The sequence below is a fragment of the Cellulomonas composti genome, assembly GCF_007990245.1.
Classification (GTDB): Bacteria; Actinomycetota; Actinomycetes; order Actinomycetales; family Cellulomonadaceae; genus Cellulomonas; species Cellulomonas composti.
In genome coordinates, this window is sequence record NZ_BJWG01000005.1 from 127,804 (window position 1) to 152,268 (window position 24,465).

Sequence of the window (24,465 nt, forward strand, 5' to 3'; positions counted from 1 at the left end):
GATGAAGATCGCCGTGCGGTGCAGCCAGGCCTTCGTCGACGGGCAGGGACACGTCGCGGGGCACGACGCCGGCGCGACCCTGGTGCGGCGCCTGCTGCGGGTGTTCCCCGGCTCGGTCCTCGTCGGACCCGAACCGCTGCGGGCCGACGGCTTCGAGGTGCTCCCGCTCGAGCTCGTCGACGTCACGGACACCGTCGTGGTGAACATGGACGTGATCGACTCGTGCGACGTGTGGCGGACGCTCGCCGTGGGTCAGCGCGAGCCGCGGATCATGAACTTCGTGTGGTGGAACACGTCGCAGTTCCGGCACACGGTCGAACGCGCGTCGCTCGCGATGTCCTGTGCGCTGTTCCCCACGTTCTCCAACTCGGAGCGCACGGCGACCGAGGTCCGCGAGATCGTCGGCGCGCACGTGTCCCAGGTGCTCGCCGAGAAGGCCCGCGCCGGCTGGGTCAACCTCGGCATCCGGCTCGAGCACGTCCGGCCGCGCATGGAGCCCGCCGTCCCGGTGGTCCTGTACCCCGCGATCTACGTCTCCGAGCGCAAGCAGCCCAAGCTCTTCCTCGACGTCGTCGACCGCGTCGCCCGGCGCACGCCGCTCAAGGTCGAGGCGCGTCTGCACGAGACGCACCTGGTCTCCGAGCCCGCGATGAAGCTCTCGCAGCGCGAGTGGGCGTGGGTCGGTCCGCTGACCGCGAGCCGGGACGACTACTGGGAGGCGCTCGCGCACACCACGGCGTTCCTCGCGACGTCGACCGAGGAGTCCTACGGGCTCGAGTACGTCGAGGCGATGGTGGCCGGCGCGATCGGCATCTTCCCCGACCTGCCGTGGGCGCACGCGCTGCTCCCGGCGCACTACCCGTACTTCTTCCGCACGGCCGCCCAGGCCGAGGAGCTGCTGCACCGCGCGCTCACGCAGACCGCCGACTGCCGCGCCGAGCTCGACGTCGCCGCGGGCGGCAGCTTCGCCGGCTGGCTGCGCGACCGCCACGACGACGACGCGTTCGACCGGACGATCACCGCGCAGGTCGCGGCCTGGTTCGGCTGACGGGACCGGGCCCGGACGCTCAGTCGGGCGTCGTCGGGTACGGGACCGCCACCACCGTGACGAGCCCGTCGAGCCCGACGAAGTCGCCCGGGTTGGTGGTGTAGAGCGGCAACGACTCGACCGCGGCGCTGGCCGCGATCATCAGGTCGGTCGCGCGCCGTCGGGGTGTGCGACCGGAGGCCAGCACCGCGGCGCTCATCCGGCCGAACACGCGGGCCGCCTGTGCCCCGAACGGCACCGGGTCGAACTCGTGCTCGACCTGCTGGAGCAACGCGGTCCGGGCCGCGCGCTCGGCGCGGGCTGCGGCGTCGTCGCCCGACACCATGTGCACGCCCGCGGAGAGCTCCGCCAGCGTGACGGCGCTGATGGTCAGCTCGTCCGGCAGGTGCTCGGCCGTGATCCGTCGACGCAGGATGAGGATGTTGGTGTCCACGAGCCCGCGTCGGGCCTCAGCGGGCATAGGGGTCGTCGAGGTCGAACGCCTCGCCCTGCTCGGCACGGAACCTCACGAGGTCGACATGTGGCGCCGTCCGTGAGGCGGCCGCGAAGTCGTGCCGTGCGACGAACCGCCTCACGTGCCGCGGCGCCAGCTCGGCGATCTCCCGCCCGTCACGCGTGACGGTGAACGTCTCGCCATGCTCCACGGCGTCCATGATCTCCCGCGACCGGGTCCGCAGGTCGCGCTGGTTGATCTGCCGGGTTGCCATACGGTCGAAGGTAGCACCGAGTGCTACGCGGTAGCACGTGCGCGTCGCGCGCGAGCTGTGCGCTGGGCGAGAATGTCGGCAGCCCACCCGAGGAGCAGCCGTGACCGAACGCATGAACGTCGAGTCCTTCAACCTGGACCACCGGAGTGTCGCCGCGCCGTACGTGCGCCTCGCGGACACCAAGACGCTGCCGGCTGGTGACGTCGTCGAGAAGTACGACGTGCGGTTCACGCAGCCGAACGTCGCGCACCTCGGGATGCCGACGGTGCACTCCCTCGAGCACCTGTTCGCGGAGCACTCGCGCAACCACAGCGACCGCGTGATCGACTTCTCCCCCATGGGCTGCCAGACGGGCTTCTACCTGACGCTGGCCGGCACGTGGGCGTACGACGACGTGCTCGACCTCGTCGAGGCCACGCTGCGCGACGTGCTCACGGCCGACGAGGTGCCGGCGGCGAACGAGATCCAGTGCGGCTGGGGCGCGAACCACACGCTCACGGGCGCGCAGGACGCCGCACGGGAGTTCCTGGCGCAGCGCGCGACGTGGTCGCAGGTGACGGCCGACCAGGTCGCGAGCGGCGCCGGCGCATGAGTGGGCGGTACGCCGCACCCGACGAGCCGCTCGACGCGATCGTCGTCGTCGCGATGCCGGCCGAGGAGGCGCCCTTCCTCGCACGCGCCGTCGAGACGAAGGAGGTCGCGCTCCGGGGCGGGGCCGGCGCGCACCTGCTGCGCCTGCCGGCCGCCCGGGTGCTACTCGTGCGCGCGGGGATCGGCCTGGTCAACGCCGCGTCGGCGGCGTCGGTCGCACTCGCGCGCTTCCCCCCCGCGGCGCTGATCAGCGCGGGCAGTGCGGGCGGCCTGGGTGTCGGGGTGCGGGTCGGCGACGTGGTCGTCGGCACCGACCACGTGCTGGCCGGCGCGGACGCGACCGCGTTCGGCTACGAGCGCGGTCAGGTCCCCGGCATGCCCGTGCGCTACCGGGCCGACGAGACGTTGCGGCAGGCCGCCATGGCCGCGGCGGCCGGGCTCGCCTGGCCCGCGCAGCCGCCGGTGCGCGCGGTGACCGGCGCGGTGGCCTCGGCTGACGTGTTCGTCGACGACGCCCTCGTCGACGCGCTGCGTGCGACGTTCCCGGACGCGTCGGCCGCGGACATGGAGTCCGCGGCGCTCGCGCAGGTCGCGCACCTGTTCGGGGTGCCGTTCGCGTCGGTCCGCGCGATCAGCGACCTCTGCAGCCCGGTCGAGGCCGGCGAGTTCGCGACGCACGTCGACGACGCCGCCGACCGGTCCGCGGCGGTCGTCGACGCGATGCTGACCGCCATCCGGGCCACGTCCGCCTGACGCGCGCACCGGGTTCTCCCCCTGTCCTCGCGGGGCGTGCGGTGCCATGCTGCACGAGGCGTCCCGCACACGCGGGGCCAGGCGCGAGGAGTCACGATGGGCCTGTACGTGCGGCTCGAGAGCATCAAGGGCGCCGGGACCTCGCGCGGTCACGAGGGCTGGGTCGACGCGTCGAGCGTGTCGTGGTCGCTCGCGTCGAGCACGACGACGATGCCCACGCCCGGCGGCGGGGCCGGCAAGGTCACGGCCCAGGCCGTCCAGCTCTCGGCACCCGTCGGCCCGCACTCGCCGCTCGTGCTCCTCGCGTGCGTCAGGGGCACGCACCTGAAGTCGGTGACGATCGAGCACACGGTGGCTTCCCCGCGTGAGGAGCACGTCGACCAGCGCTGGGAGCTGAGCGCGGTGACCGTCGTCGACTACGCGACCGGCGCGACGCCCGAGAGCATCGGCCAGGACTCGTTCGGCCTGCTGTTCGGCAAGCTCGTCTACACGACGATCGCGCAGAAGCGCGACGGGAGCGCCGCCGCGCCGATCTCGGTCACGTGGGAGCCGACCTCGGGTCGCACCGCCTGACGCCGCCTCACCCGACGAACCAGGGGAAACCCGGTATCGAGGGCTGCGAGCGGATCCTCCTTCTCGTCGTGCACGACGGACGTGCGCGACAGGAGGCACATCATGGGCGCGACCTTCGGGGTCGAGGCCATCCGCCACTTCGGGAACGCCAGGGCCAACGGCGTCTCGAGCGCGGCCGACCTCACCTACACCTTCAACCGCAGCAACGGCTTCGACTCCGAGCTGCGCTCCGCGGGACACACCCGCGCGTTCTACTGGTCCGAGCAGAACGTCTGGGAGAACGACCTCCAGGACACCAGCGGCGGCGGTGACGACCGCACGTGGGCCGACAACGTCGACCTGTTCTGGATCGAGACGCACGGCAACCACGAGGCCGACGGCCAGGCGCGGTTGCTGTACGACATCCCGCGCGACCAGTGGCGGACGTGGTCCGGCCAGTGGCAGCTCGGCGAGGACTGGAACGCCGAGTGGATCATGGCCTACTCCTGCGACACCGCGCCGCTCGGCACCCTCACCGGGCTGTGGAACATCTTCGCCAGGCTCCACCTGTACTGCGGCGCCTGGGACAACATGTGGGACGGCATCACGACCGACGAGTGCGGCTCGGACGTGGCCGACGACCTGACCGACGGCGACCGGGTCAGCGACGCCTGGATCGACGGCGTGTCCGACTGGTGGGTGGACAACCACCCCGTCGTCGTGGGCCCCGCGACGAGCACGACGTGGAACGGCGGCAGCGTGATCTGGCCGCTCAGCCCGCACAACATCGACCACCTGTGGGGCGAGGGCTCCGTCTCCGCCGACCTCGCACCCGCCCAGCAGGGCTGCCTGCTGTGGCGATGGGCCGAGGGCTGACGGGCCGTCGACGAGCACGGTTCCGCACACACGACGACGACAAGGAGCACGACCATGACCTCCATCGAGGAGATCACCGAACGGCTGGTCCGGTTGGCGGGCGACGTCCCGCGCGCCGGTGAGGTGCTGGAGCTGACGAGCCTGCCCGCCGAGCAGGCCGTCAAGCGCAACCAGAAGCTCATCAAGACGTACGCCAAGGTCACGGGCATCCGCCTGGACGTCGCGAAGGCGACGCGCCTGGGCGAGCGCACGACCTACCAGGGCGAGGACGGCGGCCGCGCGGTCACGTTCCACGCCTCCGGCGCGCTCGTGGTGCGGTCCGGCATCGCACCGCTCGAGGACCTGTTCGACGGCTCGCCGCCCGACGACGCGCTCGTCAAAGCGGTCCTGACCGCGGCCGAGCCCCTGCGGTTCGCGAGCCTCGTCGACCCGTCGCAGGACGCCCTGGACTTCGAGCGGCTCTGGAAGCTCAAGGCCGCGGGCGGCGACCGCAAGGGCCGACGCAGCGAACCCGTGACCACGCGCGCGATCGGTGCGTTCCGGCACACCGTGCGGGGCCTGCCGGTGCTGGGCCGGGCCTCGGCCCACGTCGAGGTCACCGGCAGCGGCCAGGTCTCCGGCCTGTCCCTGTCGCTGCGCCGGTTCGCTGGCGACGGTTCCGGCGACGTGCTCGCCAAGACGCGCATCCGCGGGACCGAGGAGGCCGCCACGGATGCGGTGACCCGCCTGGTCAAGGCGCTCGGCGGCAAGCTCGGCGACGTCGAGGTCGACCCGCAGATGTTCGCCTTCGGGTACCTCAGCCTGGGTCGTCGGCGCGCGCAGTCGCTGCTCGCGCCGATGTTCGTCGCCGCACTCGCGGTGGACGGCGGACGCGAGCAGGAGAGGTCCGCGCACGTCATCGCCGTACCCGGCACGCCGGACAAGTTCCTGCGCCTGCCGAGCGGCGTGCGGCCGGTCGCGACCGTACGCGCCGCGTGACCCCACGACGAGGGACGGGCCGGGGCTCCGGTCCGTCCCTCGTCGTCGATCGTGGTCAGCCGCCCGGCGTCAGGACCTTGAGGTCGACGCAGTCCCGGACCGGGCGGGCTGCTAGTCGTGCCGGCGGGCGAGCGCCGCTGCGATCTCGGGGTCGTCGAGCTGACGGAGCCACTCGACGAGGTCCGGGTACGTCGACGGGTTCTCGGCGAGGTGGACACGGAGCTCGGGGGCCTGCGCGGCGATCGTCGCCAGGTCGGCGAGCTCGGTACGCGGGTCCGCCGCCTGCTCGGCCGTCCAGCCGTGGGACGGCGTCGCCGGCGTCGGCTCGGTCACGGGTGCGTTCGATGCGACAGGGTGCTCGACGGCCTCGACGGTCTCGACGCTCGTGGCGTGCTCGTCGGAGGTCGCGGCGTCGTCGGGCGTACCGCTCTCGTCGCGGGTGCTGCTGTCGTCGGGAGTGCTGCTCTCGTCTGGCGTCGCGGCCTCGTCGGGAGTGCTGCTCTCGTCGGGCGTCGCGGTCTCGTCGGGCGTACCGGTCTCGTCGGGCGCGGTCGAGGCTGCGGACTCGTCGAGCGAGGGGTGCTCGTCGGATGCGGGCGCGGCGCCACCGACGGCGTCCTCGTCGACCGCGAGGCTCTCGTCCGTGAGAGCCCCGGGATCGGTCGCAGTCGTCCCCACGAACGATGCCGGCGCCGAGGCCACGGGCACTGCGGCCACTGGCACTGCGGGCGCGGGCGCTGCGGGCGCGGCGGCCGGCTGCGGGCGCGGACCGCTGGCAGCGCGGCGTGCGAGCACGTCGAGCTGACGGATCTCGCGCGGGACGAGCAGCACGACGAGCACGAGCAGGGGCAGGCCGATCGAGATGAGCAGCTCGGGCAGCGACACCGACATGCGCTCCAGGTAGCCGTTCGGCAGGCCCCAGCGGCTGATACCCGCCGAGACGAGGCCCAGCACCGCCACGACGACGGTCACGACGAGCGCGAACGGCCGCCCGGCGACGGGTGCGATCCTCACCTGCGCCTGCGCGACCAGCGCGCCGACGGCGACGAACGCCAGCAGCACGAACTGGACGATCAGACCCATGTCGACCCCGGAACCGCCCTGGTCCACGGGCGCGACAGCGTTCGCCACGAGGCTGAGCAGCACCGACAACGCGCCGGCACCCGCGACGACCGCGATCGACACCCACGCGGCGGACGCGGTGCGGAACCACTGCGCGACCCGCGGCCGCACGGGCGTGAGGATCCCGGCGGTGGCGGCGCCGACCGCGAGCGCCCCCGCGGCCGGGAGCAGCACGACCGCCCCGTTGCCCAGCATCGTCGACAGCGAGGTGTGGACCAGGCCGGACGCGCGCCCGACGATCGCGTCGTGGGCGACGAGGTAGAGCACCGCGGTCGCGCCGACGGCGACGAGCACCCAACGCCAGGGCTGCGAGCGGCGCACGGTGGCCACGACCGGGACGATCGCGACGGCGCCGAGGAGCACCAGGCCCAGGAGCCAGTTCAGCACGCTCCACCACGAGCTCGGGAAGTCCCACAGGTCCCCGAGCCGGCGCACGAGGAAGACGAGGCCGACGAGCTGGAGCACGGCGGCGAGCGCGCCCAGGCTGATCAGCGCGATCCGCACGGCCCGGCCCAGCAGGGCGGCCGTCGCGGCGTCGGCCAGCTCGACCGCACGGGGGGCGACCGCGAGCGCGACACCCGCCAGCCCGATGCCGATGGCCGGTCCCAGCCCGCCACGCACGTCGCTCGGCGCGGTCAGCGTCGCGGTCGCGTCGAGCACCAGGTACACGGCCACGACCAGCACGTACGGCAGGTTGAGCAGCGCTCGCAGCACGATCGACCGCCGGTCGGACATGGCGGGGAACACCCCTGCGCGCACCAGGTAGAACGCGGCCAGGGACAGGATCGAGATCACCGTGACGACGACGACGTCGATCCGGTCGGTCGTCGCCTCGCCGAACCGCCAGCCCTGCGAGAAGGACAGGCACAGCAGCAGGAACGCGACGCCGTCGGTGATGAAGTCGCGGGCCGGGACGCCCGCGAACGGGTTGCCGCCGCCGGGCGCGTTCAGGCCGTACCAGCCGGCGTCGGTCGGTTCGCTGGCGGCAGACCCGTTGCCGGCCGGCGTCGCGCCGGTCGTCGAGCCCTGGTTCGGCGTGCTCATCGTCGTGACCCCTTCGTCGGCGCCCGGTCTCCGCCGGGACGCATCCGTGCGCGAGCGTAGTCCGGTCCGCCCACCAGGGCAGGGACCGACCGGCCGTCGAACCTCGCCGTCGGCTCGCTGCCGACGGCGGTCCTCAGCCGAGGTCGGCCACAGGGGCCACGGCCGGGTGCACCGCGTCACGCACCCAGGCCGCCAGGCTCGTCGTCGGCGGACGCAGGATCACGGTCTCGACCCCGAGCGCCCGGTACGTCGCCATCTCGTCGACGAACCCCGCGACGTCGCCCGTGAGCAGCTGCGCGCCGCCGTGCAGGACCGTGATCCGGACGGTCGCGAGGTCGCGACCGGCGTCGTCGCAGTGTCCGCGCAGCACGTCGATCTTGTGCGCGACCTCGTCGGGTGTGCTCGCGAACAGGTTGCACGCGTCCGCGTACTGCGCGACGAGCCGCAGCGTCTTGCGCTCGCCCGACCCGCCGACCATGATCTGCGGCCGCACGAGCGGCTGCGGCCGGCACAGCGTCTCCGCGAGCCGGTAGTGGCGTCCCTCGTACGGCCCGTCGTTCGTCGGGTCCCACATCTGACCGCAGATCTGCAGGGTCTCCTCGAGCCGCTCGAACCGCTCCGCGAGCGGCGGGTACGGCACGCCCAGCGCCAGGTGCTCGCGCTCGTACCAGGCCGCGCCGAGCCCGGCCACGGCGCGGCCCCCGGAGAGCACGTCGAGGGTCGCGACGATCTTCGCGAGCAGCCCCGGGTACCGGTACGTCACGCCCGTGACCAGCACGCCGAGCTCGACGTTCTCCGTGACGCCGGCGAGGTAGCCGAGCGTCGTGTACGCCTCGAGCATCGGGTCGTCGGCGGGCAGGCCCGCCGGTTCCATCTGGAGATAGTGATCCATGACGGAGACCCAGGCGACGCCGGCCTCCTCGGCCGCCGCCGCGGTGTCGGCCAGCTCCGCGCGCAGCTGCGCCGCGGGGACGGAGTCGAACCGCATGAGATGCACCCCGAGTCGCACGACCGCGCCCCTCTCGTCGTCGGGCTGGCGCCCTACGCGACGCTAGACCCGCTCGAGGAGCACGGCCACCTCGTAGTGCGTCGTCTGGGGGAACATGTCGAACACGCGCGCCTCGCGCACCGCGAGCGCGGGCATCGCGGCGAGGTCGGCGGCGAGCGAGACCGCGTTGCAGCTCGAGTACACGACGTGCGGCACGTCCGACGAGTCCAGCCACGCGGCCAGGTCCGCGCCGATCCCCCGGCGCGGTGGGTTCACCACGACGAGGTCGGGAGCCTCCGCGGGTGCGCTGGCCAGCGCCCACGTCGTCGCGTCGGCCGCGACGAACCGCGCGTCGGGGTGCCCGGTCGCGGCGGCGGTCGCGCGCGCCGAGGCCACCGCCTCCTCGCTCGTCTCGACCCCGACGACGTGCGCGGCACCCGCGTGCAGCGCGAACCCGCCGACCCCGCAGTACAGGTCCCAGAGCGTGCGCGCGCCGGTCGCGGCGACCCAGTCCCGCGCCTGCCCGTACAGCTCCGCCGTCACGGCGGTGTTCGTCTGGAAGAACGACCGCGGCCGCAGGTGCAGCGGCACGCCGGCCACGTCCATCGTCAGCGACTGCTGCTCGGTCAGCGCGATCTCGAGCGCACCCTCGAGCACCGCCTTGTGCTCCGGGAGGATGTTCGCGGCGACGACCCGCACCTGCGGCAGCTCGACGAGCAGGCTCGGCAGGTGCTTGCGGATGCGCGCGACCGGCTCCTGCGAGCGCAGCACGAACCGCACCATCAGCGCGCCGTCGGGCGCCTGCGTGACCAGCACGTGCTTGAGCTCGCCGCGCCGCGTCGGCACGTCGTAGGGCTCGATCGCGGCGCGCGTGACGAAGTCCGCGAGCGCCGGGAACGCCGCGCGCAGGTCGGCCGGGTAGAGCCCACAGCTGCGCAGGTCCACGCCGTGGCCGTCCGCGTCGAGGATGCCGAGCGTCGGCGCGTCGAGGCTGCCCCCGACGACCATCTTCGCCTTCGTGCGAAAGCCCTCCGGTGTGCTCGCGACGGTCGGCAGCCAGTGCGGGTCGTGCGCGGCGAGCAGGTCGCGGCAGTGCCGCTCCTTGGCGGCGAGCTGCTCGTCGTAGGGCTGCCCCATCCAGCCGCAGGAGCGGCACACCCCCGCGTCGAAGTACGAGCACCGCACATCCACAGGGTACGGGGGCGATCGGCCCCGGCTGTCGGTGCGGCTGGCTAGGGTGCGGTGCGTGGACGACGACGGGGCGCGCGAGCTGCGGGGGCGGCTGCACGTGCACGTCGCCGAGCGAGCCGATGCGCTGGTGGCGGCGCTCGGGGATGTGCTCGTCGTGCCGCCGGCGGACCCGTTCGAGCCGGACGTCGTGGCCGTACCGACACGCGGCGTCGAGCGCTGGGTCAGCCAACGCCTCGCGCACCGGTTGGGCGCCGCGGAGGGGGACGACGGCGTGTGCGCGAACGTCCGCTTCGACTCGCCCGCGCGGATCGTCGCGGGTGTGCTCGCCGCGGTCGCCGGGCACACGGACCAGGACGACCCGTGGGGGCCCGAGCAGCTCGCGTGGCACATGCTCGACGCTCTCGACGAGCTCGGCGACGAGCCCTGGCTCGGCGCGGTCGCCCACCACCTCGGCCACCCCGGCACCGCGCCGGAGCACCGCCTCGAGCTGCGGCGCGGACGGCGCATGCAGCTCGCGCAACGGGTCGCCACGTTGTTCGCGGCGTACGACGCGCGGCGGCCCACACTCGCGCGCTCGTGGACGCACGGCGGGGACGACGACGGCGCGGGCTCCCCGCTGCCCGCCGACCTGCGCTGGCAGCCGCGTCTGTGGCGCGAGCTCGAGGCCCGGCTCGGGCCGCCCCCGGCGCTGCGGATCGACGACGCGACGACCCGGCTCGAGCAGGAGCCGGCGCTGGTCGACCTCCCCGCGCGACTGAGCGTGTTCGGGCCCACCGCGCTGCCCGACGCGCATCTGCGGGTCCTGGCCGCGCTCGCCGAGCGGCGCGAGGTGCATCTGTGGCTCCCCCAGCCGTCGCTCGCCGTCTGGCGCGCGGTCGCCCCGCTCGCCACCCCTGCACGCCGTCGTGAGGTGCCTTCACCCGCCCGGAACGCGCTGCTGCGCTCGACCGCGAACGACGCGGTCGAGCTCGCCGCGCGCGTGGCCGCGTCGAACCCCTGCGTCCACGAGGTGGCGACGCCTGCCCCGGCGACGAGCGTGCTGGGCGCGCTGCAGGCGCGCCTGCGCGCGGACGTCGGCGACGACGACACCGTCCCGCGCCACGTCCCCGCGCCCGACGACCGGTCGGTCCAGGTGCATGCGTGCCACGGTCGGACGCGCCAGGTGGAGGTGCTGCGGGACGTGGTCGTCGGGCTGCTCGCGCACGACCCGACTCTCGAGCCGCGGGACGTCGTGGTGATGTGCCCGGACGTCGACGCGTTCGCGCCGCTGGTGCATGCGGTGTTCGGGCCCACGCCGGAGGTCGCGGGCCAGGCCGTCACGCCCGAGCACCCCGGCCGGACGCTGCGCGTACGGATCGCCGACCGCGCCCCGGCCCGTGCCAACCCAGTGCTCGCGGTCCTGGCCACCGTGCTCGAGCTCGCGAGCTCGCGCGTCACCGCGTCCGCGGTCGTCGACCTCGCGGGCACCGAACCGGTGCGGCGGCGGTTCTCGCTCGACGACGAGGCCCTGGACCGGTTCCGTGCGTGGACCCTCGAGGCCGGCGTGCACTGGGGCGAGGACGAGCACCGCCGGGCGCGCTACCAGCTCGGCACCGTGCCGCAGGGCACCTGGTCAGCGGGTCTCGACCGCCTGCTGCTGGGGGTCGCGATGGCCGAGGAGGACCAGCGCTACGTCGGGGCGGTGCTGCCGGTCGACGACGTCGGCTCGTCCGACGTCGCGCTCGTCGGGCGCGTGGTCGAGCTGCTCGACCGACTCACGGCCGTCCTGGCGGCGCTCGCGGGCGAGCACGACGCGGGCTACTGGTTCGACACGCTCGAACGTGCGCTGGTGCTGCTCACGGACGTGGCCCCGGCCGACAGGTGGCAGGAGGGCGAGGCGGGCCGGGTGCTCGCCGACGCGCGTGCCGCCGCGGCCGGGCACGGTGCCGTGCTGCGGCTGCCCGACGTCGTCGCGCTCCTGCTCCCCCGGCTCGAGGGCCGCGCGACGCGGACCGGGTTCCGGACGGGCGCGCTCACCGTGTGCTCGCTCGCGCCGATGAGGGCGGTCCCGCACCGGGTCGTGGCGCTGCTCGGGATGGACGACGGCGCCTTTCCACGCGCAGGGCGGCGCGACGGCGACGACGTGCTGGCCCGCGACCCGCTCGTCGGCGAACGGGACCGGCGCCAGGAGGACCGCCAGCTGTTCCTGGACGCGGTGACGTCCGCGACCGAGCACCTCGTCGTGCTGCACTCGGGCGCCGACGAGCGGACGGGTGCCCACCGGCCGCCATGCGTCCCGGTGGGCGAGCTGCTCGACGCGCTCGACGACGCCGCCGAGCTGCCCGGCGGCGCGCGCGGCGCGCTCGTCGTCGAGCACCCGTTGCAGCCGGCCGACCCGCGGACGTTCGAGCCGGGCGCGCTCGGCCGGCCCGGACCGTTCGGCTTCGACGCGCTCGACCTCGCGGCGGCGCGGGCGGCGGGCGGCCCGCGCACACCCGCGGGACCCCTGGTGACGACCCCGCTGCCGCCGGCACCGACGGTCGAGGGCACCGACGTCGACGAGCTGGTCCGCGCGCTCCAGCACGCCCCACGCGCCTTCTTCGTCCAGCGGCTCGGCGCGCGCCTGCCGAGCGACTCGCCGCAGCTCGACGACCGGATGCCGCTCGAGCTCGACCCGCTGGCACGCTGGCAGGTCGGCGACCGGCTCGTACGGGCCTCGCTCGGCGGCGTCGACCTGGCCGCCGCCGCGGACGCCCAGCGCCGGCGGGGGCACCTGCCGCCGCGTGAGCTGGGCAGCGCGGAGATGGCGCGCATCCTCGACGGCGTCGTCCCGGTGCTCGAGTCGGCCCGCGCGTTCGTCACGGGCGCCGAGCGGACGCTCGACGCGCGCGTCCGGATCGCCGGCCGGGACCTGACCGGAACCGTCGACGGCGTGCACGACGGCCGGCTCGTGTCGACCACCTACTCGACGCTCGCCCCCAAGCACCTGCTGCGCTCGTGGCTGCGGCTGCTGCTGCTGGCCGCGTCGGAGCCCGGGGACGCGCCGCGCGTGCGGTCGGCGATCACGATCGGGCGCCAGAAGGGCGGCGCGAGCGTCTCCGTGCTGCGCGCACCCGACCCGGAGCACGCGCGGACGGTCCTCGCGGAGCTGCTCGCCGTGCACGGCGAGGCGATGCGCGAACCGATCCCGCTGCTGACCCGGACCAGCCACGCGTATGCGAGCCGACGCTGGCAGGGCGGATCGACGCGCGAGGCGCTCGCCGACGCACGCAAGGAGCTCGGCACGCTCGACGCGGCCGAGAACGGCCGCGGCGGCTACGAGCGCGCCGACGCCTATCACACGCTCGCGTGGGGCGACGGCTTCGAGCTCGACGACCTGCTCGGCACGCCGACGCCGGCCGATGTGGCGGCGCGGCCGGACGAGCCCACGCGGTTCGGGGCGCTGGCCTCCCGCGTCTGGCGTGAGCTGCTGCTGCACGAGCGTTTCGAGGAGGCACCGTGAGCGGCGAGCCGCGCGACCTCGAGGTGTTCGACGTCCGGGCCCCGCTGCCCGGGGTCGAGACCGTGGTCCTCGAGGCGAGCGCCGGCACCGGCAAGACGTGGACGATCGCCTCGTTGGCGGTGCGCTACGTCGCGGAGCAGGACGTCCGTCTGCCCGAGCTCATGCTCGTGACCTTCGGCCGGATGGCGACCGGCGAGCTGCGGGACCGGGTCCGGGCCAGGCTGCTCGAGGTCGAGCGCGCGCTGCGGACCCCCGCGGCGCGCTCGTCGTCGGACGAGGTCGTGGCGCTACTCGCCGACGCGGCGCCCGGCGAGGTCGCGCTGCGCCGCGCGCGCCTGGCCCGCGCGCTCGCCGAGTTCGACGCTGCGACGATCACGACGACGCACGGCTTCTGCCAGCAGATGCTCGCGATGCTCGGCACCACGGCGGACGTCGACCACGGCGCGACGCTCCTGCCCGACGTGGCCGACCTCGAGGCGGAGGTCGTCGACGACCTGTACCTGCGCAAGTACGCCGCCGACCCTGCGCCGCTCGTGACCGTGCCTGACGCGCGCGAGCTGGCCCACGCCGCGATGTCCGACCAGGAGGCGGTCCTCGAGCCGCACGCGGCCGAACCGGGGACGGCGGAGTTCCACCGGTTCCGCCTCGCCCAGGTCGCGCAGCAGGAGATGGTGCGCCGCAAGCGCGCCTCGGGCGTCGTCGACTACGACGACCTGCTCACGCTCGTGCGCGACGCGCTGCTCGACCCGGTCACCGGGGCCGCGGCGGTCGAGCGGGTGCGCTCGGCGTTCCGGGTCGTGATGGTCGACGAGTTCCAGGACACCGACCCGGTGCAGTGGCAGATCCTGCGCACCGCGTTCCACGGCCGGCGCACGCTCGTGCTGATCGGCGACCCGAAGCAGGCGATCTACGCCTTCCGCGGCGCCGACGTGGCGACCTACCTGCGCGCTGCGCGCGAGGGCCGGCGGCAGACGCTCGCGCACAACCACCGCGCGGACCCTCCGGTGCTGGCGGGGCTGCGACCGATCCTCGAGGGTGCGGCGCTCGGCCACCGCGACATCGTCGTGCGGCCGGTGCAGGCCCGCCGCGTCGGCCGGCGGCTCTCGGGCGGCCCGCCGGTGGTGCTGCGCCAGCTCACGCGCGCGGCGTTCGGCACGACGAAGGTGCCGCTGATCGGTCAGATCCGCACGCTGCTGTACGCCGACGTCGCGACGCAGGTCGTCGAGACGCTGCGCACGTGCCGGGTGGACGTCGACTCAGGCGCCGCTCCCACGAGCCGGCCGGTCGCACCGGGCGACATCGCGGTGCTGGTCCGCGTGAACCGCGACGCGCGCGAGGTGCAGAAGGCGCTGACGGCCGCGGGCGTGCCGGCGGTGATCTCGGGGCTCACGAGCGTGTTCGGCACGCGGGCCGCACAGCACTGGCTGACCCTGCTCTCGGCGCTCGCGCGCCCCGACGACGCGCGACGGGCGGCCGGCGCGGCGCTGACCCCGTTCCTCGGCTGGACGCCCGACGAGCTCGGGCTCGCGGACGACGCCGCGCGGGACCGACTGACCGAACGCGTCCGCGCATGGGCGAGCACGCTCGCCGGCCACGGCGTCGCGGCGGTGCTCGAGGCTGCGGCGGCCACCGGGATGCGCGAGCGCGTCATGCGCACCGACGACGGCGAACGCGAGCTCACCGACCTGCGGCACGTCGGCGAGTCGCTGCACGCCGCGGCGGTGCGCGACGGGCTCGGCGCGAGCGCGCTGCTCGAGTGGCTGCGCGCACGCATCGACGAGTCGGCCCGCGACTACACCGAGGAACGCAGCCGCCGGCTGCAGACCGACGCCGCGGCCGTGCAGGTCATCACCGTGCACGCGAGCAAAGGCCTGCAGTTCCCGGTCACGATGGTGCCGTTCGCGTGGGACGCGTGGGTGCAGCCCAGCCCTCAGGTGCTGCACCTGCACCGCGACGACGTGCGCACGCTCCACGTCGGAGGGCCCGGCAGCCCGGGTTACGGCGAGGACCTGGTCGCCCACCAGCAGGACGAGGCGGGCGAGCAGCTGCGGCTCGCGTACGTCGCGCTGACGCGCGCGCACAGTCAGGTGGTCGTGTGGTGGGCGCCGAGCCGCAACTCCGAGCGCAGCCCGCTCTCGCGGCTGCTGCTCGCGCAGCGGGACGCCGACGGGACACCCGCCACCGAGGTGCCGGTCCCGGCCGACGAAGCCGTCACGGCGGCGTTCGCGGCCCTCGCCGCGCGGACCGACGGGGCGCTGGTGCACGAGGTCGTCGCCACCGCCCGGCCCGCGGCGCGGTGGTCGCCACCCGCGGCCCCCGTCCCGGCGCTGTCGCTCGCGCGGTGGGACCGCGGGCTCGACACCTCGTGGCGCCGCACGTCGTACACGGGTCTGACGTCGGGCGCGTACGACGCGCGGCACGTCGCGCCCGCGGCCGAGCCCGAGGCGTTCGGGGTGCAGGACGAGCCCGAGTCGGCGTCGCCGGCAGCGGCGCCGACGGCGGGGCCGGGCACGCCGGCGACGCCCGACGAGGTGGCCGAGCTGCGGACGCTGCTCTCGCCGATGGCCGACCTGCCCGCGGGGACGGCGTTCGGCACCCTGGTGCACCACGTGCTCGAGCACGTGGACACGCGAGCGAGCGACCTCGCGGCGGAGGTCGCGCTGCGCTGCGGCGAGGCGGATCGCGCCCGCGTGCTGCCCGTCGGTCCGCAGGAGCTCGCGGACGCGCTGCTCCCGTCGCTGCACACCCCGCTCGGCCGGCTCGCGGGCGGCCGCTCGCTTGCGGACGTCGCGCCGTCCGACCGGCTCGCGGAGCTGGAGTTCGAGCTCCCGCTCGCGGGCGGGGACGTCGGCGCACGCGCCGCCGCCCGCCTGCGCGACGTCGCCACCCTGCTGCGCGAGCACCTGCCCGACGACGACGCGTTCGCGTCCTACGCGGACCGGCTCGAGGACCCGGCGCTGTCCGCCGGCGTGCTGCGCGGATACCTCACGGGCAGCATCGACGCCGTGCTGCGCGTGCCCTCGACGACCCGGCCCGACGAGCACGCGTTCCTCGTCGTGGACTACAAGACGAACCGGCTCGGGTCGTTCGACGAGCCGCTGAGCACGTGGCACTACCGGCCCGCGGCGATGGTGGAGGCGATGTCCGAGCACCACTACCCGCTGCAGCTGCTGCTGTACTCGGTCGCGCTGCACCGGTTCCTGCGCTGGCGCATGCCGACGTACGACCCCGGTGCGCACCTGGGCGGTGGGCTCTACCTCTTCGTCCGGGGGATGCTCGGCCCGGACACCCCGGTCGTCGACGGTCCCGGCGGGCCGACGCCCACGGGCGTGCTGGCGTGGCGCCCGCCGACCGCGCTCGTGCTCGGCCTCTCCGACCTCTTGGCGGGTACCTCATGACCGCACCGCTGCCGCTCGTCGAGGATCCCCGCGCCGACGTGCCCTGGCGTGTGCCGGGCCTGCTCGGGCCGTTCGCCGCCGCGGGCGTGCTGACGTCGGCGGACGTGCACGTCGCCCGGCGGGTCACGGGACTGTGCGGCGAGCAGGACGAGAGCGTGCAGCTCGCCGCGGCGCTCGCCGTCCGGGCGCTGCGCGCCGGTTCGGTGTGCGTCGTGCTCGCGGAGGCCGCCACGCTCGTCGTCGAACCCGCGCAGGACGACGACGCGGACCCGAGCTCCCCCGCACCGACACCCGTGCACCTGCCGTGGCCGGAGGCTGCGGCGTGGGTCGCGGCCGTGCGCGCCAGCCCGGCCGTCGCGGACGGCGCCGACGGACCCGCGGACCGGCCGCTGCGGTGGTGCGACGGCCGGCTCTACCTCGACCGGTACTGGCGCGACGAGGTCGAGGTGCGCACGCAGGTCGCGCAGCGGCTCGTCCCGGTCCCGGTGGATCCCGACCGACTCGACGCGGCCGTGGATCGGCTGTTCCCGCGCGCCGAAGACGACCGCCAGCAGGCCGCGGTCCGCGCGGCCGCGACCTCCCGCCTGACCGTGCTGACGGGCGGGCCGGGCACCGGCAAGACGACGACGGTCGCGCGGCTCGTCGCCGCGCTGCAGGACGTCGCGGGGCCAGGGCTGCGGGTCGCGCTCGCGGCGCCGACCGGCAAGGCCGCCGCGCGCCTGCAGGAGTCGGTCAACGCAGAGCTACGGGCGCTCGCGCACGACGAGGACCGCGAACGTGCCGGCGAGTTGCACGCCGGCACGGTGCACCGCCTGCTCGGCTGGGCCGGCAGCACGACGCGCTTCGCCCACGGACCCGGCCGTCGCCTCCCGCACGACGTCGTCGTGGTCGACGAGTGCTCGATGATGTCGCTGTCGCTGATGGCGCGGCTGATGTCCGCCGTGCGGCCCGACGCCCGCCTGGTCCTGGTCGGCGACGCCCACCAGCTCGCGAGCGTCGAGGCGGGCGCCGTGCTCGGCGACCTGGTCGCCGGGCTCGATCAGGGCGTCGTCGAGCTCACGCGCGAGCACCGGTTCGGGGCGGACCTGGCCGCTCTCGCGCGCGCGATCCGCACCGGCGACGACGACCTCACGATCGCGCTGCTGCGCGCGGGCGGACGGCACGTGCAGTGGGTGCCGACGACGGGGCCGGTGCCGACCGCGACGGACGTCGCGAGCCTCGAGGCGGACGTCCGCTCGACGGGTCGGGCGCTCGTCGAGGCTGCGCGCGCGGGTGATGCGGCACGGGCGCTCTCGGCGCTCGACGAGCACCGGCTGCTGCTGGCCCACCGCCGCGGACCCGCGGGCGTCGCGCACTGGGCCGCCGTCACGCAGGACTGGGTCGCCCAGGAGTCGGGCGGGCGGTCGTCTGCGCCGTTCCCGGTGGGTCGACCGCTCATCGTCACCCGCAACGACCGGGCCACCGGGCTCTACAACGGCGACACCGGCGTCGTTGTCGCGACGCCGGACGGCGTGACCTGCGCGTTCGGCGCTCCGGACGCCGTCGTGACCGTGCCGACGCACCGGCTCCCGGCGACCCAGAGCGTGTACGCGATGACGGTGCACCGCGGCCAGGGCAGCCAGTTCACGCGCGTCACGGCGCTCCTGCCGCCCGCCGGCTCGCCGCTGCTGACGCGTGAGCTCCTGTACACGGCCGTGACGCGTGCTCGCGAGCTGATCCGCGTCGTCGGGAGCGAGGCCGCGGTGCGGGCAGCGGTCCGACGCCCCGTCCAGCGCGCGAGCGGCCTGGCCCGGCCGGGCGGTCTCAGCGGCTAATCGGCAGCCAGTCCAGGACCGCACGGACCTGCTCGTCCCAGTAGCCCCACTCGTGCGCGCCCGGGCCGTCGACGTCGCGGTGCACCGGGATGCCGCGCTCGTCGGCGCACGCGAGGAACCGCAGGTTCTGGTCGTGCAGGAAGTCCTCGGTACCGCACGCGACGAACAGCGCAGGCAGCGTCGCGGGATCGGCGCGGTCGAGCAGGTCGAGCAGGTCGTCGTCGGGCCCGGGCGGCAGACCGCCCCACACGTGCGGCACGGTCTGGGTGCGCAGGCCCTCGTCGGGCGCGATGTCGAGCGCTCCCGAGAGCGAGGCCGCCGCGGCGAACCGGTGCGGTTCGCGCAGCGCCCACTTGAGCGCGCCGTACCCGCCCATCGACAGCCCCGCGACGAACGTGTCCTCGCGCCGCGTCGAGACCCGGAAGAACGACGCGACGACCTCGGGGAGCTCCTGCGACAGGAACGTCCAGTACGCGGCGCCGTGCCGCTCGTCGGCGTAGAACGAGCGGCCCACGCGCGGCATGACGACCGCCAGACCCCTCTCGTCGGCGTAGCGCTCGACCGACGTGCGCCGCGTCCAGATCGTCTCGTCGTCGGACAGGCCGTGCAGCAGGTACAGCACGGGTGGCGGGTCGTCGGAGGCGACCCCCGCCAGCCCGATCTGCGCACGGGTGGCCTGCGGCAGCAGCACGGTGATCGACGTGCTCTCCTCGAGCACCTCGGAGAAGAAGTGGCAGGTCACCAGCGCCATCGGTCGGCCTCCTCGTCGTCGCCCGGGTGTCCTCGTGCGTCGACGCCCAGCCTGGCAGAGATCTCCGGCCGGGCGCGGGGACCGTGCGGCTCGCACGGTTCAGTCGGCCGGGCCCGCGACGAGCGTCACGGTCGCGGACGCCGTCGCACCGGTGCTCGCCGAGAGCCAAGTGAGCGCGACCTCGTCGCCGGGCTGGAAGCCGTCGAGTGCCGCGCTCAGCTCGTCGGACGACGAGACCGCGACCCCCCCGACCGACGTGATCACGTCGCCGGCGGCCAGCCCGGCCGTGACGGCGGGTGTGCCGTCGATGACGCCGGCGATCGTCGCGCCGCTCGTGGTGCCGGCCGACGCCCCGGAGCCGGTCGTCGTGCTCGCGAGCTGGACGCCGAGGAACGCCGGGTAGCCGAGCGTGATGCCGGTGCCACCCTCGCCGGACTCGATGAGCTCGGCGATCGCGAGCGCGTCCTGGATGTCGATCGCGTACGCGACGGTCACCCACGACCCGCTGGAGGCGGCCGTCGTGATGCCGACGACCTCACCCTCCGCGTCGACGACGGGCCCTCCGGAGTCGCCGGAGACGACGTCGGCCTGCAGCTCGACGAGCCCGTCGAGCGTCTCGGTGCCGGCGCCCTCGGTCGTCGCGGTCATCGTCTGGTCCAGCGCGGTCACGACACCGACGGCCGCGACCAGGTCGCCGGTCCCCTCGGCGTTGCCGATCGCGGTGATCGCGTCGCCGACGGCCACGCCGTCGTCGTCGATCGTCACCGTGGCGAGCCCGCTCGCACCCTCGAGTTGCAGGACCGCGACGTCCGCGTCCGGCGCCGTCCCGACGACCGTCGCGGTGTACGTCGCGCCGGTCGACTCGACCGTGACCTCGATCGACGTCGCGCCCTCGATCACGTGGTTGTTCGTCAGCACGAGACCGTCCGACGTCAGTGCCATCCCCGTGCCCGCGGACGTGGCCTGCTCGTAGCCGAGCGTGCTGACGATCGTCACCACGCCCACCTCCTGCTCCGCGTCGGCCGCGACGGCGGACGTCACCCCGCCCGCGGTCGACCCCGACGACGAGCCGTCGGTGCCACCGCCGACGGCATCGCCCGCCGGGCCGCCGGACCAGCCACCCGCTGCCCCACCGCTCTGAGCGCCACCGTCCTTCGAACCGCCGGGGAACCCGTACGCGGCGCCCTGCGCCGTCCCGTTCGCCGTGCTGATCGCGGTCGAGGCGGACGCGCTGGTGTCCTCGGTCGCGGAGCGGACGACCGCTGCCACGCCGAGCGCCACGGCGAGCGCGACGGCCGGGGCGATGCCGAGCACCACGAGCCGCAGGGTGCGCGGCGACGAGCGGTGCGTCTCGACCGGCTGGTGGGTGGTCTGCTCCGTCATGGTCCAGTCCTCCTTCGCGCCGCCCGCGGTGGGGGCGCCTGGAGAACAGAGAACCTCCGCGAACCGGACGCGGGCTGCGCGTGGCCTCGGAGCTCGCTGTGAGCTGCGCGCCGACCCGTCAGCGCGCGGAGTCGTCAGCGCGCGCGCAGACGCACCAGGTCGAGCGCGTACTGCTGCCACCACTGGCCCGCCGCGGGCCCACCGTTGCAGGCGCCGTCGGACTCACCCGGGCGCTTCACCCACAGGAGCCCGTCCAGCGGGTAACCGGCCGTGGACAGCGCGGGCCGCCGGCCCAGGCCCTGTCCGGGCGGGTTGCACCACTGGCCGTTCGCCGTGGCCTGACCGTTGCGCGACGTGTCGACGACGAAGTGGCGGTGCGCCGAGCCGACGCCGAGCCTCGACAGCGCGGTGCCGACGTCGCGTCCGTAGGCCTGCTCGTCGGACGTGGCGTTGAAGTTGGAGACGTTGGTGAAGAAGCCGCGCGCCTTGCCGACGCCCGCAGCCTTGAGGCGGGCGGCCGTGTCCGTCGCGCTGCGCCAGTTCGAGTGCCCCGCGTCGAGGTAGACCCACGCGCCCGTCGCGGCGAGCGCCGCGGTGGCGTCCTTGAGGAGGCGGTTGCGCGTGGCGTCGGCGCAGTCGGACATGAGGGCGTCCGGCTCGAGCAGCACGATCGCGCGGCTGCTCCCGCTGACCGCACCGTCGGTCAGCCCCTTCGCGATCTGCGCGATCCAGCCGGGGTAGGTCTCGGGTGTCAGGCCGCCCCCTGAGTACCCGCCGCAGTCCCGGTTCGGGATCGCGTAGACGACGATCGCCGGCGTGCGCTTCGCGGTCCGTGCGGCCTTGACGTACTGCGCGACCGACGCACGCGTCTGCTCGAGCGTGCCCCAGTCGCCGACCCACCGTGCCTGCGGCGCCGACGAGATGATCTTGAGCTTCGCGGCGAGTGCGGTGTTGCCCGCGGCCTTCGCGGCCCGGACCGCCTCGAGCGCCTGGCTCTCGGTGTCGACGTACAGCGGCTGCGTCAGCCGCGGGTCGACCTCGGACCCGCTCGGCGCCACCCCGAGCGCCGCGACAGGAGCAGCGGGCAGCGCGCCGACGAGCGCGCCCGCGAGCGCCAGGGCGATCGTCCGGCGTCGCAGGAGGCGCGCGCGACCGTGGGCTGCGGAGGCTGACGTCACGCGCCGATGGTAGGCGCCCGTGGCGCCGCTCGGCACCGATCGCGGGCTCGTCGTGCTCACACGTCCACCAGCCGGAGCAGCACGTGCGCGTGGTCCCCCGCGCCGACGGACTCGGCGCGCCGCACGGCCGCCTTGACGGGCAACGCGTACGTCGTCGCGCCCGGGAAGATCGAGGTCCGCCACGTCGTGCGGCCGATCGTCACCTCGACGCGCACAGAGCCGAACCCGCGGGTCACCCCGGCGGCGACGTCAGCGATCTCGTCGGCCACGTCGGTGGGCACGTCCACGAAGGTCCACGAGTCGTGCTTGCGCGCGTCCCACAGGTGCAGATCGGCGTCGAACTCGTACTCGACCATGCGGACATCGTCGCGCACGCCACCCACACGGCGACCGAGCCGCGCGCATGGTCAAGAAGTTCGGCCCACCGGTCGATGTCATGGGCACAACCTGCTGCCCTACCAGGAGTTCGCCATGCACAAGCACCCCATGCGCGTCGCCCTCACCGCGCTGCTTGCGGTCGCGTTCCTCGGCGCGTGCGGCTCCGAGGGCGAGGACGTTCCACCGCCCACCACGCCGGATGTCGTCGGCCAGCGCCTGGATGTCGCACTGAGCGACCTGACGCGCGCGGGTGTCCCCGAGGACGAGGTCGAGGTCGTCGGCGGAGGCGCCTTCGGTGTGGTCGACGAGTCCAACTGGGAGGTCTGCGAACAGGACCCGGCGCCGGGACAGCCTGCCGTGGCCGTGCGGGTCGTCGTCGACCGAACGTGTGAGATCGAGTCCGCCGAGCCCGAGCCGTCGGAGCCGACCGAGGAGCCCGAGCCGTCGGAACCGATCGAGGAGCCCGAGCCGTCGGAGCCGGCTGCAACTCCTGCGCTACCGGAGACCTTCACCATGCCGGACGTCGTCGGCGCGAACCTCCAGGACGCCCAGGACCTGCTGCAGAGCCTCGGTTCCTACGCGATGGACCAGCAGGACGCGTCGGGGCTGGGCCGGGTGCAGGTGCTCGATCGCAACTGGAAGGTGTGCAGCCAGGACCCGGCGGCGGGGACGGAGGCGTCCGTAGACATCCTCGTGACGCTCGCGGCCGTCAAGCTCGACGAGCTCTGCCCCTGACGACCATGGAGCCGGCCGCCCGGCGCAGTCCTTCGTCGCTCAGGCGCGCAGGGCCATCGTGCTCGCGCGCACGGGGGCGTGCAGGTCAGTCGCCCCGGTCAGCGCACGGTCGATCGCGGCGGCCGCCGCGCGGCCCTCGGCGATGGCCCACACGATGAGCGACTGACCGCGTCCGCAGTCGCCCGCGGCGTAGACACCCGGGACGGGGGTCGCGAAGTCGTCGTCGCGCACCAGGACGCCGCGGCCGTCGATCTCGACACCGAGCTGCTCGACGATCGCCCCTCGCTCGGGACCGGCGAAGCCGAGCGCGAGCACGACGAGCTGAGCGGGCAGCGTGCGCTCGGTGCCGGCGACGGGCGAGAACCCGGTGGCCGTGCGCTCGACGTCGACGAGCCGCAGGCCCGTGACCACCCCGTCGTCGCCCTCGATCGCGAGCGTGCTGACGGCGAACACGCGCTCGCCGCCCTCCTCGTGCGCGCTGTTGACGCGGAAGACCTGCGGGTAGGTGGGCCACGGCTGGCCGGCCGGCCGCTCGTGCGGCGGTTCGGCGAGGATCTCGAGCTGTGTGATGGACCGGGCGCCCTGGCGCACGGCCGTCCCGACGCAGTCGGCGCCGGTGTCACCGCCGCCGATCACGACGACGTCGCGGTCGGTCGCGAGCGGCTGGCCCACGGGCGCCTGGCCGAGCGCGGCCAGGTTCGCGGGCACGAGGTACTCCATCGCGGTGCGCACCCCGGCCAGGTCGCGGCCGGGCACGGGCAGGTCGCGCGGGATCGTCGAGCCGACCGTGAGCAGCACGGCGTCGTGGCGACTGCGCAGCTCGTCGCCCGTGATGTCACCACCGACGTCGACGCCGCAGCGGAACACGGTGCCCTCGGCACGCATGACGTCGAGGCGGCGCTCGAGGATCGCGGCGGGCAGCTTGTACTCGGGGATGCCGTAGCGCAGCAGGCCGCCCGGGGCGTCGGCGCGCTCGTACACGCACACGGTGTGCCCGGCGCGCGTGAGCTGCTGGGCTGCCGCGAGGCCCGCGGGCCCGGACCCGACGACCGCGACCGAGTGGCCCGTCATCCGGTGCGGCGGCGCCGGCTGCACGAGGCCGCGCTCGAACGCCTCCTCGACGATGCTCAGCTCGATGTTGCGGATCGTCACGGGCGGCTGGTTGATGCCGAGCACGCATGCCGACTCGCACGGCGCCGGGCAGATCCGGCCCGTGATCTCCGGGAAGTTGTTCGTCATGTGCAGGCGGTCCGCGGCGTCCTGCCACTGCCCGCGCCAGACGAGGTCGTTCCACTCCGGCATGACGTTCCCGAGCGGACACGCGTGGTGGCAGAACGGCACGCCGCAGTCCATGCAGCGGCCCGCCTGCCGCGCGACCATCGCGCCGGCCTGGCTCGGCCCGTGCACCTCGGCCCAGTCCAGGATCCGGACGGAAACTGCTCGGTCGGCGGGCAGCTCACGGTCACGTGTGCGCAGGAAGCCCCGGGGATCGGCCAT

The 24,465-nt window shown here is 74.6% G+C and carries 20 protein-coding genes; 10 read left to right on the top strand and 10 right to left on the bottom strand.

All coding sequences use genetic code 11. The features are described from left to right. Position 1 precedes the first annotated feature (1 nt). Positions 2 to 1,048, top strand: a complete 1,047-nt coding sequence (locus tag CCO02nite_RS07235) for a glycosyltransferase family 1 protein (protein WP_146842456.1) — start codon at positions 2 to 4, stop codon at positions 1,046 to 1,048. A gap of 19 nt (positions 1,049 to 1,067) precedes the next feature. On the opposite strand, the gene CCO02nite_RS07240 is transcribed toward CCO02nite_RS07235, so the two are convergent. Beyond that, positions 1,068 to 1,481 carry a type II toxin-antitoxin system VapC family toxin gene (locus CCO02nite_RS07240; protein ID WP_246117408.1) on the bottom strand — a complete coding sequence of 138 codons (414 nt, stop codon included), beginning with the start codon at positions 1,479 to 1,481 and terminating at the stop codon, positions 1,068 to 1,070. Between the two features lie 16 nt (positions 1,482 to 1,497). Further along, positions 1,498 to 1,755 carry a type II toxin-antitoxin system Phd/YefM family antitoxin gene (locus tag CCO02nite_RS07245; protein ID WP_146842458.1) on the bottom strand — a complete coding sequence of 86 codons (258 nt, stop codon included), beginning with the start codon at positions 1,753 to 1,755 and terminating at the stop codon, positions 1,498 to 1,500. Positions 1,756 to 1,867: 112 nt separating this feature from the next. Here CCO02nite_RS07245 and CCO02nite_RS07250 point away from each other — a divergent pair, with 112 nt between their 5' ends. The 5 genes from CCO02nite_RS07250 (at position 1,868) to CCO02nite_RS07270 (ending at position 5,505) form a co-directional block, all read left to right on the top strand. Beyond that, positions 1,868 to 2,347: an S-ribosylhomocysteine lyase gene (locus tag CCO02nite_RS07250; RefSeq protein ID WP_146842550.1), complete on the top strand. Its 480-nt coding sequence runs from the start codon at positions 1,868 to 1,870 to the stop codon at positions 2,345 to 2,347. Next, entirely contained in the window at positions 2,344 to 3,099 is a 756-nt protein-coding gene (gene mtnN, locus CCO02nite_RS07255; protein WP_146842459.1) for a 5'-methylthioadenosine/S-adenosylhomocysteine nucleosidase, read from the top strand. Before CCO02nite_RS07250 ends, mtnN begins: the two co-directional genes overlap by 4 nt. Before the next feature lie 96 nt (positions 3,100 to 3,195). Beyond that, positions 3,196 to 3,672: a type VI secretion system tube protein Hcp gene (locus tag CCO02nite_RS07260; protein ID WP_146842460.1), complete on the top strand. Its 477-nt coding sequence runs from the start codon at positions 3,196 to 3,198 to the stop codon at positions 3,670 to 3,672. 102 nt (positions 3,673 to 3,774) lie between these two features. Beyond that, positions 3,775 to 4,527: a DUF6345 domain-containing protein gene (locus CCO02nite_RS07265; RefSeq protein WP_146842461.1), complete on the top strand. Its 753-nt coding sequence runs from the start codon at positions 3,775 to 3,777 to the stop codon at positions 4,525 to 4,527. Between the two features lie 54 nt (positions 4,528 to 4,581). Further along, on the top strand, positions 4,582 to 5,505 hold the full coding sequence (locus tag CCO02nite_RS07270) for a hypothetical protein (RefSeq protein WP_146842462.1): 924 nt from the start codon (positions 4,582 to 4,584) through the stop codon (positions 5,503 to 5,505). Between the two features lie 111 nt (positions 5,506 to 5,616). On the opposite strand, the gene CCO02nite_RS07275 is transcribed toward CCO02nite_RS07270, so the two are convergent. The 3 genes from CCO02nite_RS07275 to rlmC form a co-directional block, all read right to left on the bottom strand. After that, on the bottom strand, positions 5,617 to 7,671 hold the full coding sequence (locus tag CCO02nite_RS07275) for a DUF7937 domain-containing protein (RefSeq protein ID WP_146842463.1): 2,055 nt from the start codon (positions 7,669 to 7,671) through the stop codon (positions 5,617 to 5,619). A gap of 133 nt (positions 7,672 to 7,804) precedes the next feature. After that, on the bottom strand, positions 7,805 to 8,659 hold the full coding sequence (locus CCO02nite_RS07280) for an LLM class F420-dependent oxidoreductase (RefSeq protein ID WP_307724039.1): 855 nt from the start codon (positions 8,657 to 8,659) through the stop codon (positions 7,805 to 7,807). Positions 8,660 to 8,722: 63 nt separating this feature from the next. After that, positions 8,723 to 9,844: a 23S rRNA (uracil(747)-C(5))-methyltransferase RlmC gene (gene rlmC / locus CCO02nite_RS07285; RefSeq protein ID WP_146842465.1), complete on the bottom strand. Its 1,122-nt coding sequence runs from the start codon at positions 9,842 to 9,844 to the stop codon at positions 8,723 to 8,725. A 61-nt stretch (positions 9,845 to 9,905) separates the two neighbouring features. On the opposite strand from rlmC, the gene recC reads away from it, so the two are divergent. The 3 genes from recC to recD are packed head-to-tail and all read left to right on the top strand — an operon-like array spanning position 9,906 to position 18,543. Next, positions 9,906 to 13,331, top strand: a complete 3,426-nt coding sequence (gene recC, locus CCO02nite_RS07290; RefSeq protein WP_246117409.1) for an exodeoxyribonuclease V subunit gamma — start codon at positions 9,906 to 9,908, stop codon at positions 13,329 to 13,331. After that, a complete protein-coding gene (locus CCO02nite_RS07295) occupies positions 13,328 to 16,729 on the top strand; it encodes a UvrD-helicase domain-containing protein (RefSeq protein WP_146842466.1) in 3,402 nt (1,133 codons plus the stop codon). Before recC ends, CCO02nite_RS07295 begins: the two co-directional genes overlap by 4 nt. Beyond that, positions 16,726 to 18,543 carry an exodeoxyribonuclease V subunit alpha gene (gene recD, locus CCO02nite_RS07300; protein WP_146842467.1) on the top strand — a complete coding sequence of 606 codons (1,818 nt, stop codon included), beginning with the start codon at positions 16,726 to 16,728 and terminating at the stop codon, positions 18,541 to 18,543. The genes CCO02nite_RS07295 and recD overlap by 4 nt, the downstream gene beginning before the upstream one ends. Here recD and CCO02nite_RS07305 read toward each other — a convergent pair. The 4 genes from CCO02nite_RS07305 to CCO02nite_RS07320 form a co-directional block, all read right to left on the bottom strand. Further along, positions 18,533 to 19,294, bottom strand: coding sequence for an alpha/beta hydrolase (locus tag CCO02nite_RS07305; protein WP_146842468.1), 762 nt, complete (start codon positions 19,292 to 19,294; stop codon positions 18,533 to 18,535). The genes recD and CCO02nite_RS07305 overlap by 11 nt on opposite strands. A 99-nt stretch (positions 19,295 to 19,393) precedes the next feature. Continuing rightward, entirely contained in the window at positions 19,394 to 20,677 is a 1,284-nt protein-coding gene (locus CCO02nite_RS07310; RefSeq protein ID WP_146842469.1) for a S1C family serine protease, read from the bottom strand. A 134-nt stretch (positions 20,678 to 20,811) separates the two neighbouring features. Continuing rightward, on the bottom strand, positions 20,812 to 21,855 hold the full coding sequence (locus CCO02nite_RS07315; protein ID WP_186812608.1) for a glycoside hydrolase family 6 protein: 1,044 nt from the start codon (positions 21,853 to 21,855) through the stop codon (positions 20,812 to 20,814). A gap of 56 nt (positions 21,856 to 21,911) precedes the next feature. Further along, positions 21,912 to 22,211 (bottom strand): DUF1905 domain-containing protein, encoded by a 300-nt coding sequence (locus CCO02nite_RS07320; protein WP_146842471.1) that lies wholly within the window; start codon positions 22,209 to 22,211, stop codon positions 21,912 to 21,914. 115 nt (positions 22,212 to 22,326) lie between these two features. Here CCO02nite_RS07320 and CCO02nite_RS15860 point away from each other — a divergent pair, with 115 nt between their 5' ends. Further along, on the top strand, positions 22,327 to 22,968 hold the full coding sequence (locus CCO02nite_RS15860; protein ID WP_222593162.1) for a PASTA domain-containing protein: 642 nt from the start codon (positions 22,327 to 22,329) through the stop codon (positions 22,966 to 22,968). A gap of 39 nt (positions 22,969 to 23,007) precedes the next feature. On the opposite strand, the gene CCO02nite_RS07330 is transcribed toward CCO02nite_RS15860, so the two are convergent. Beyond that, positions 23,008 to 24,465, bottom strand: coding sequence for a glutamate synthase subunit beta (locus tag CCO02nite_RS07330; RefSeq protein ID WP_146842472.1), 1,458 nt, complete (start codon positions 24,463 to 24,465; stop codon positions 23,008 to 23,010).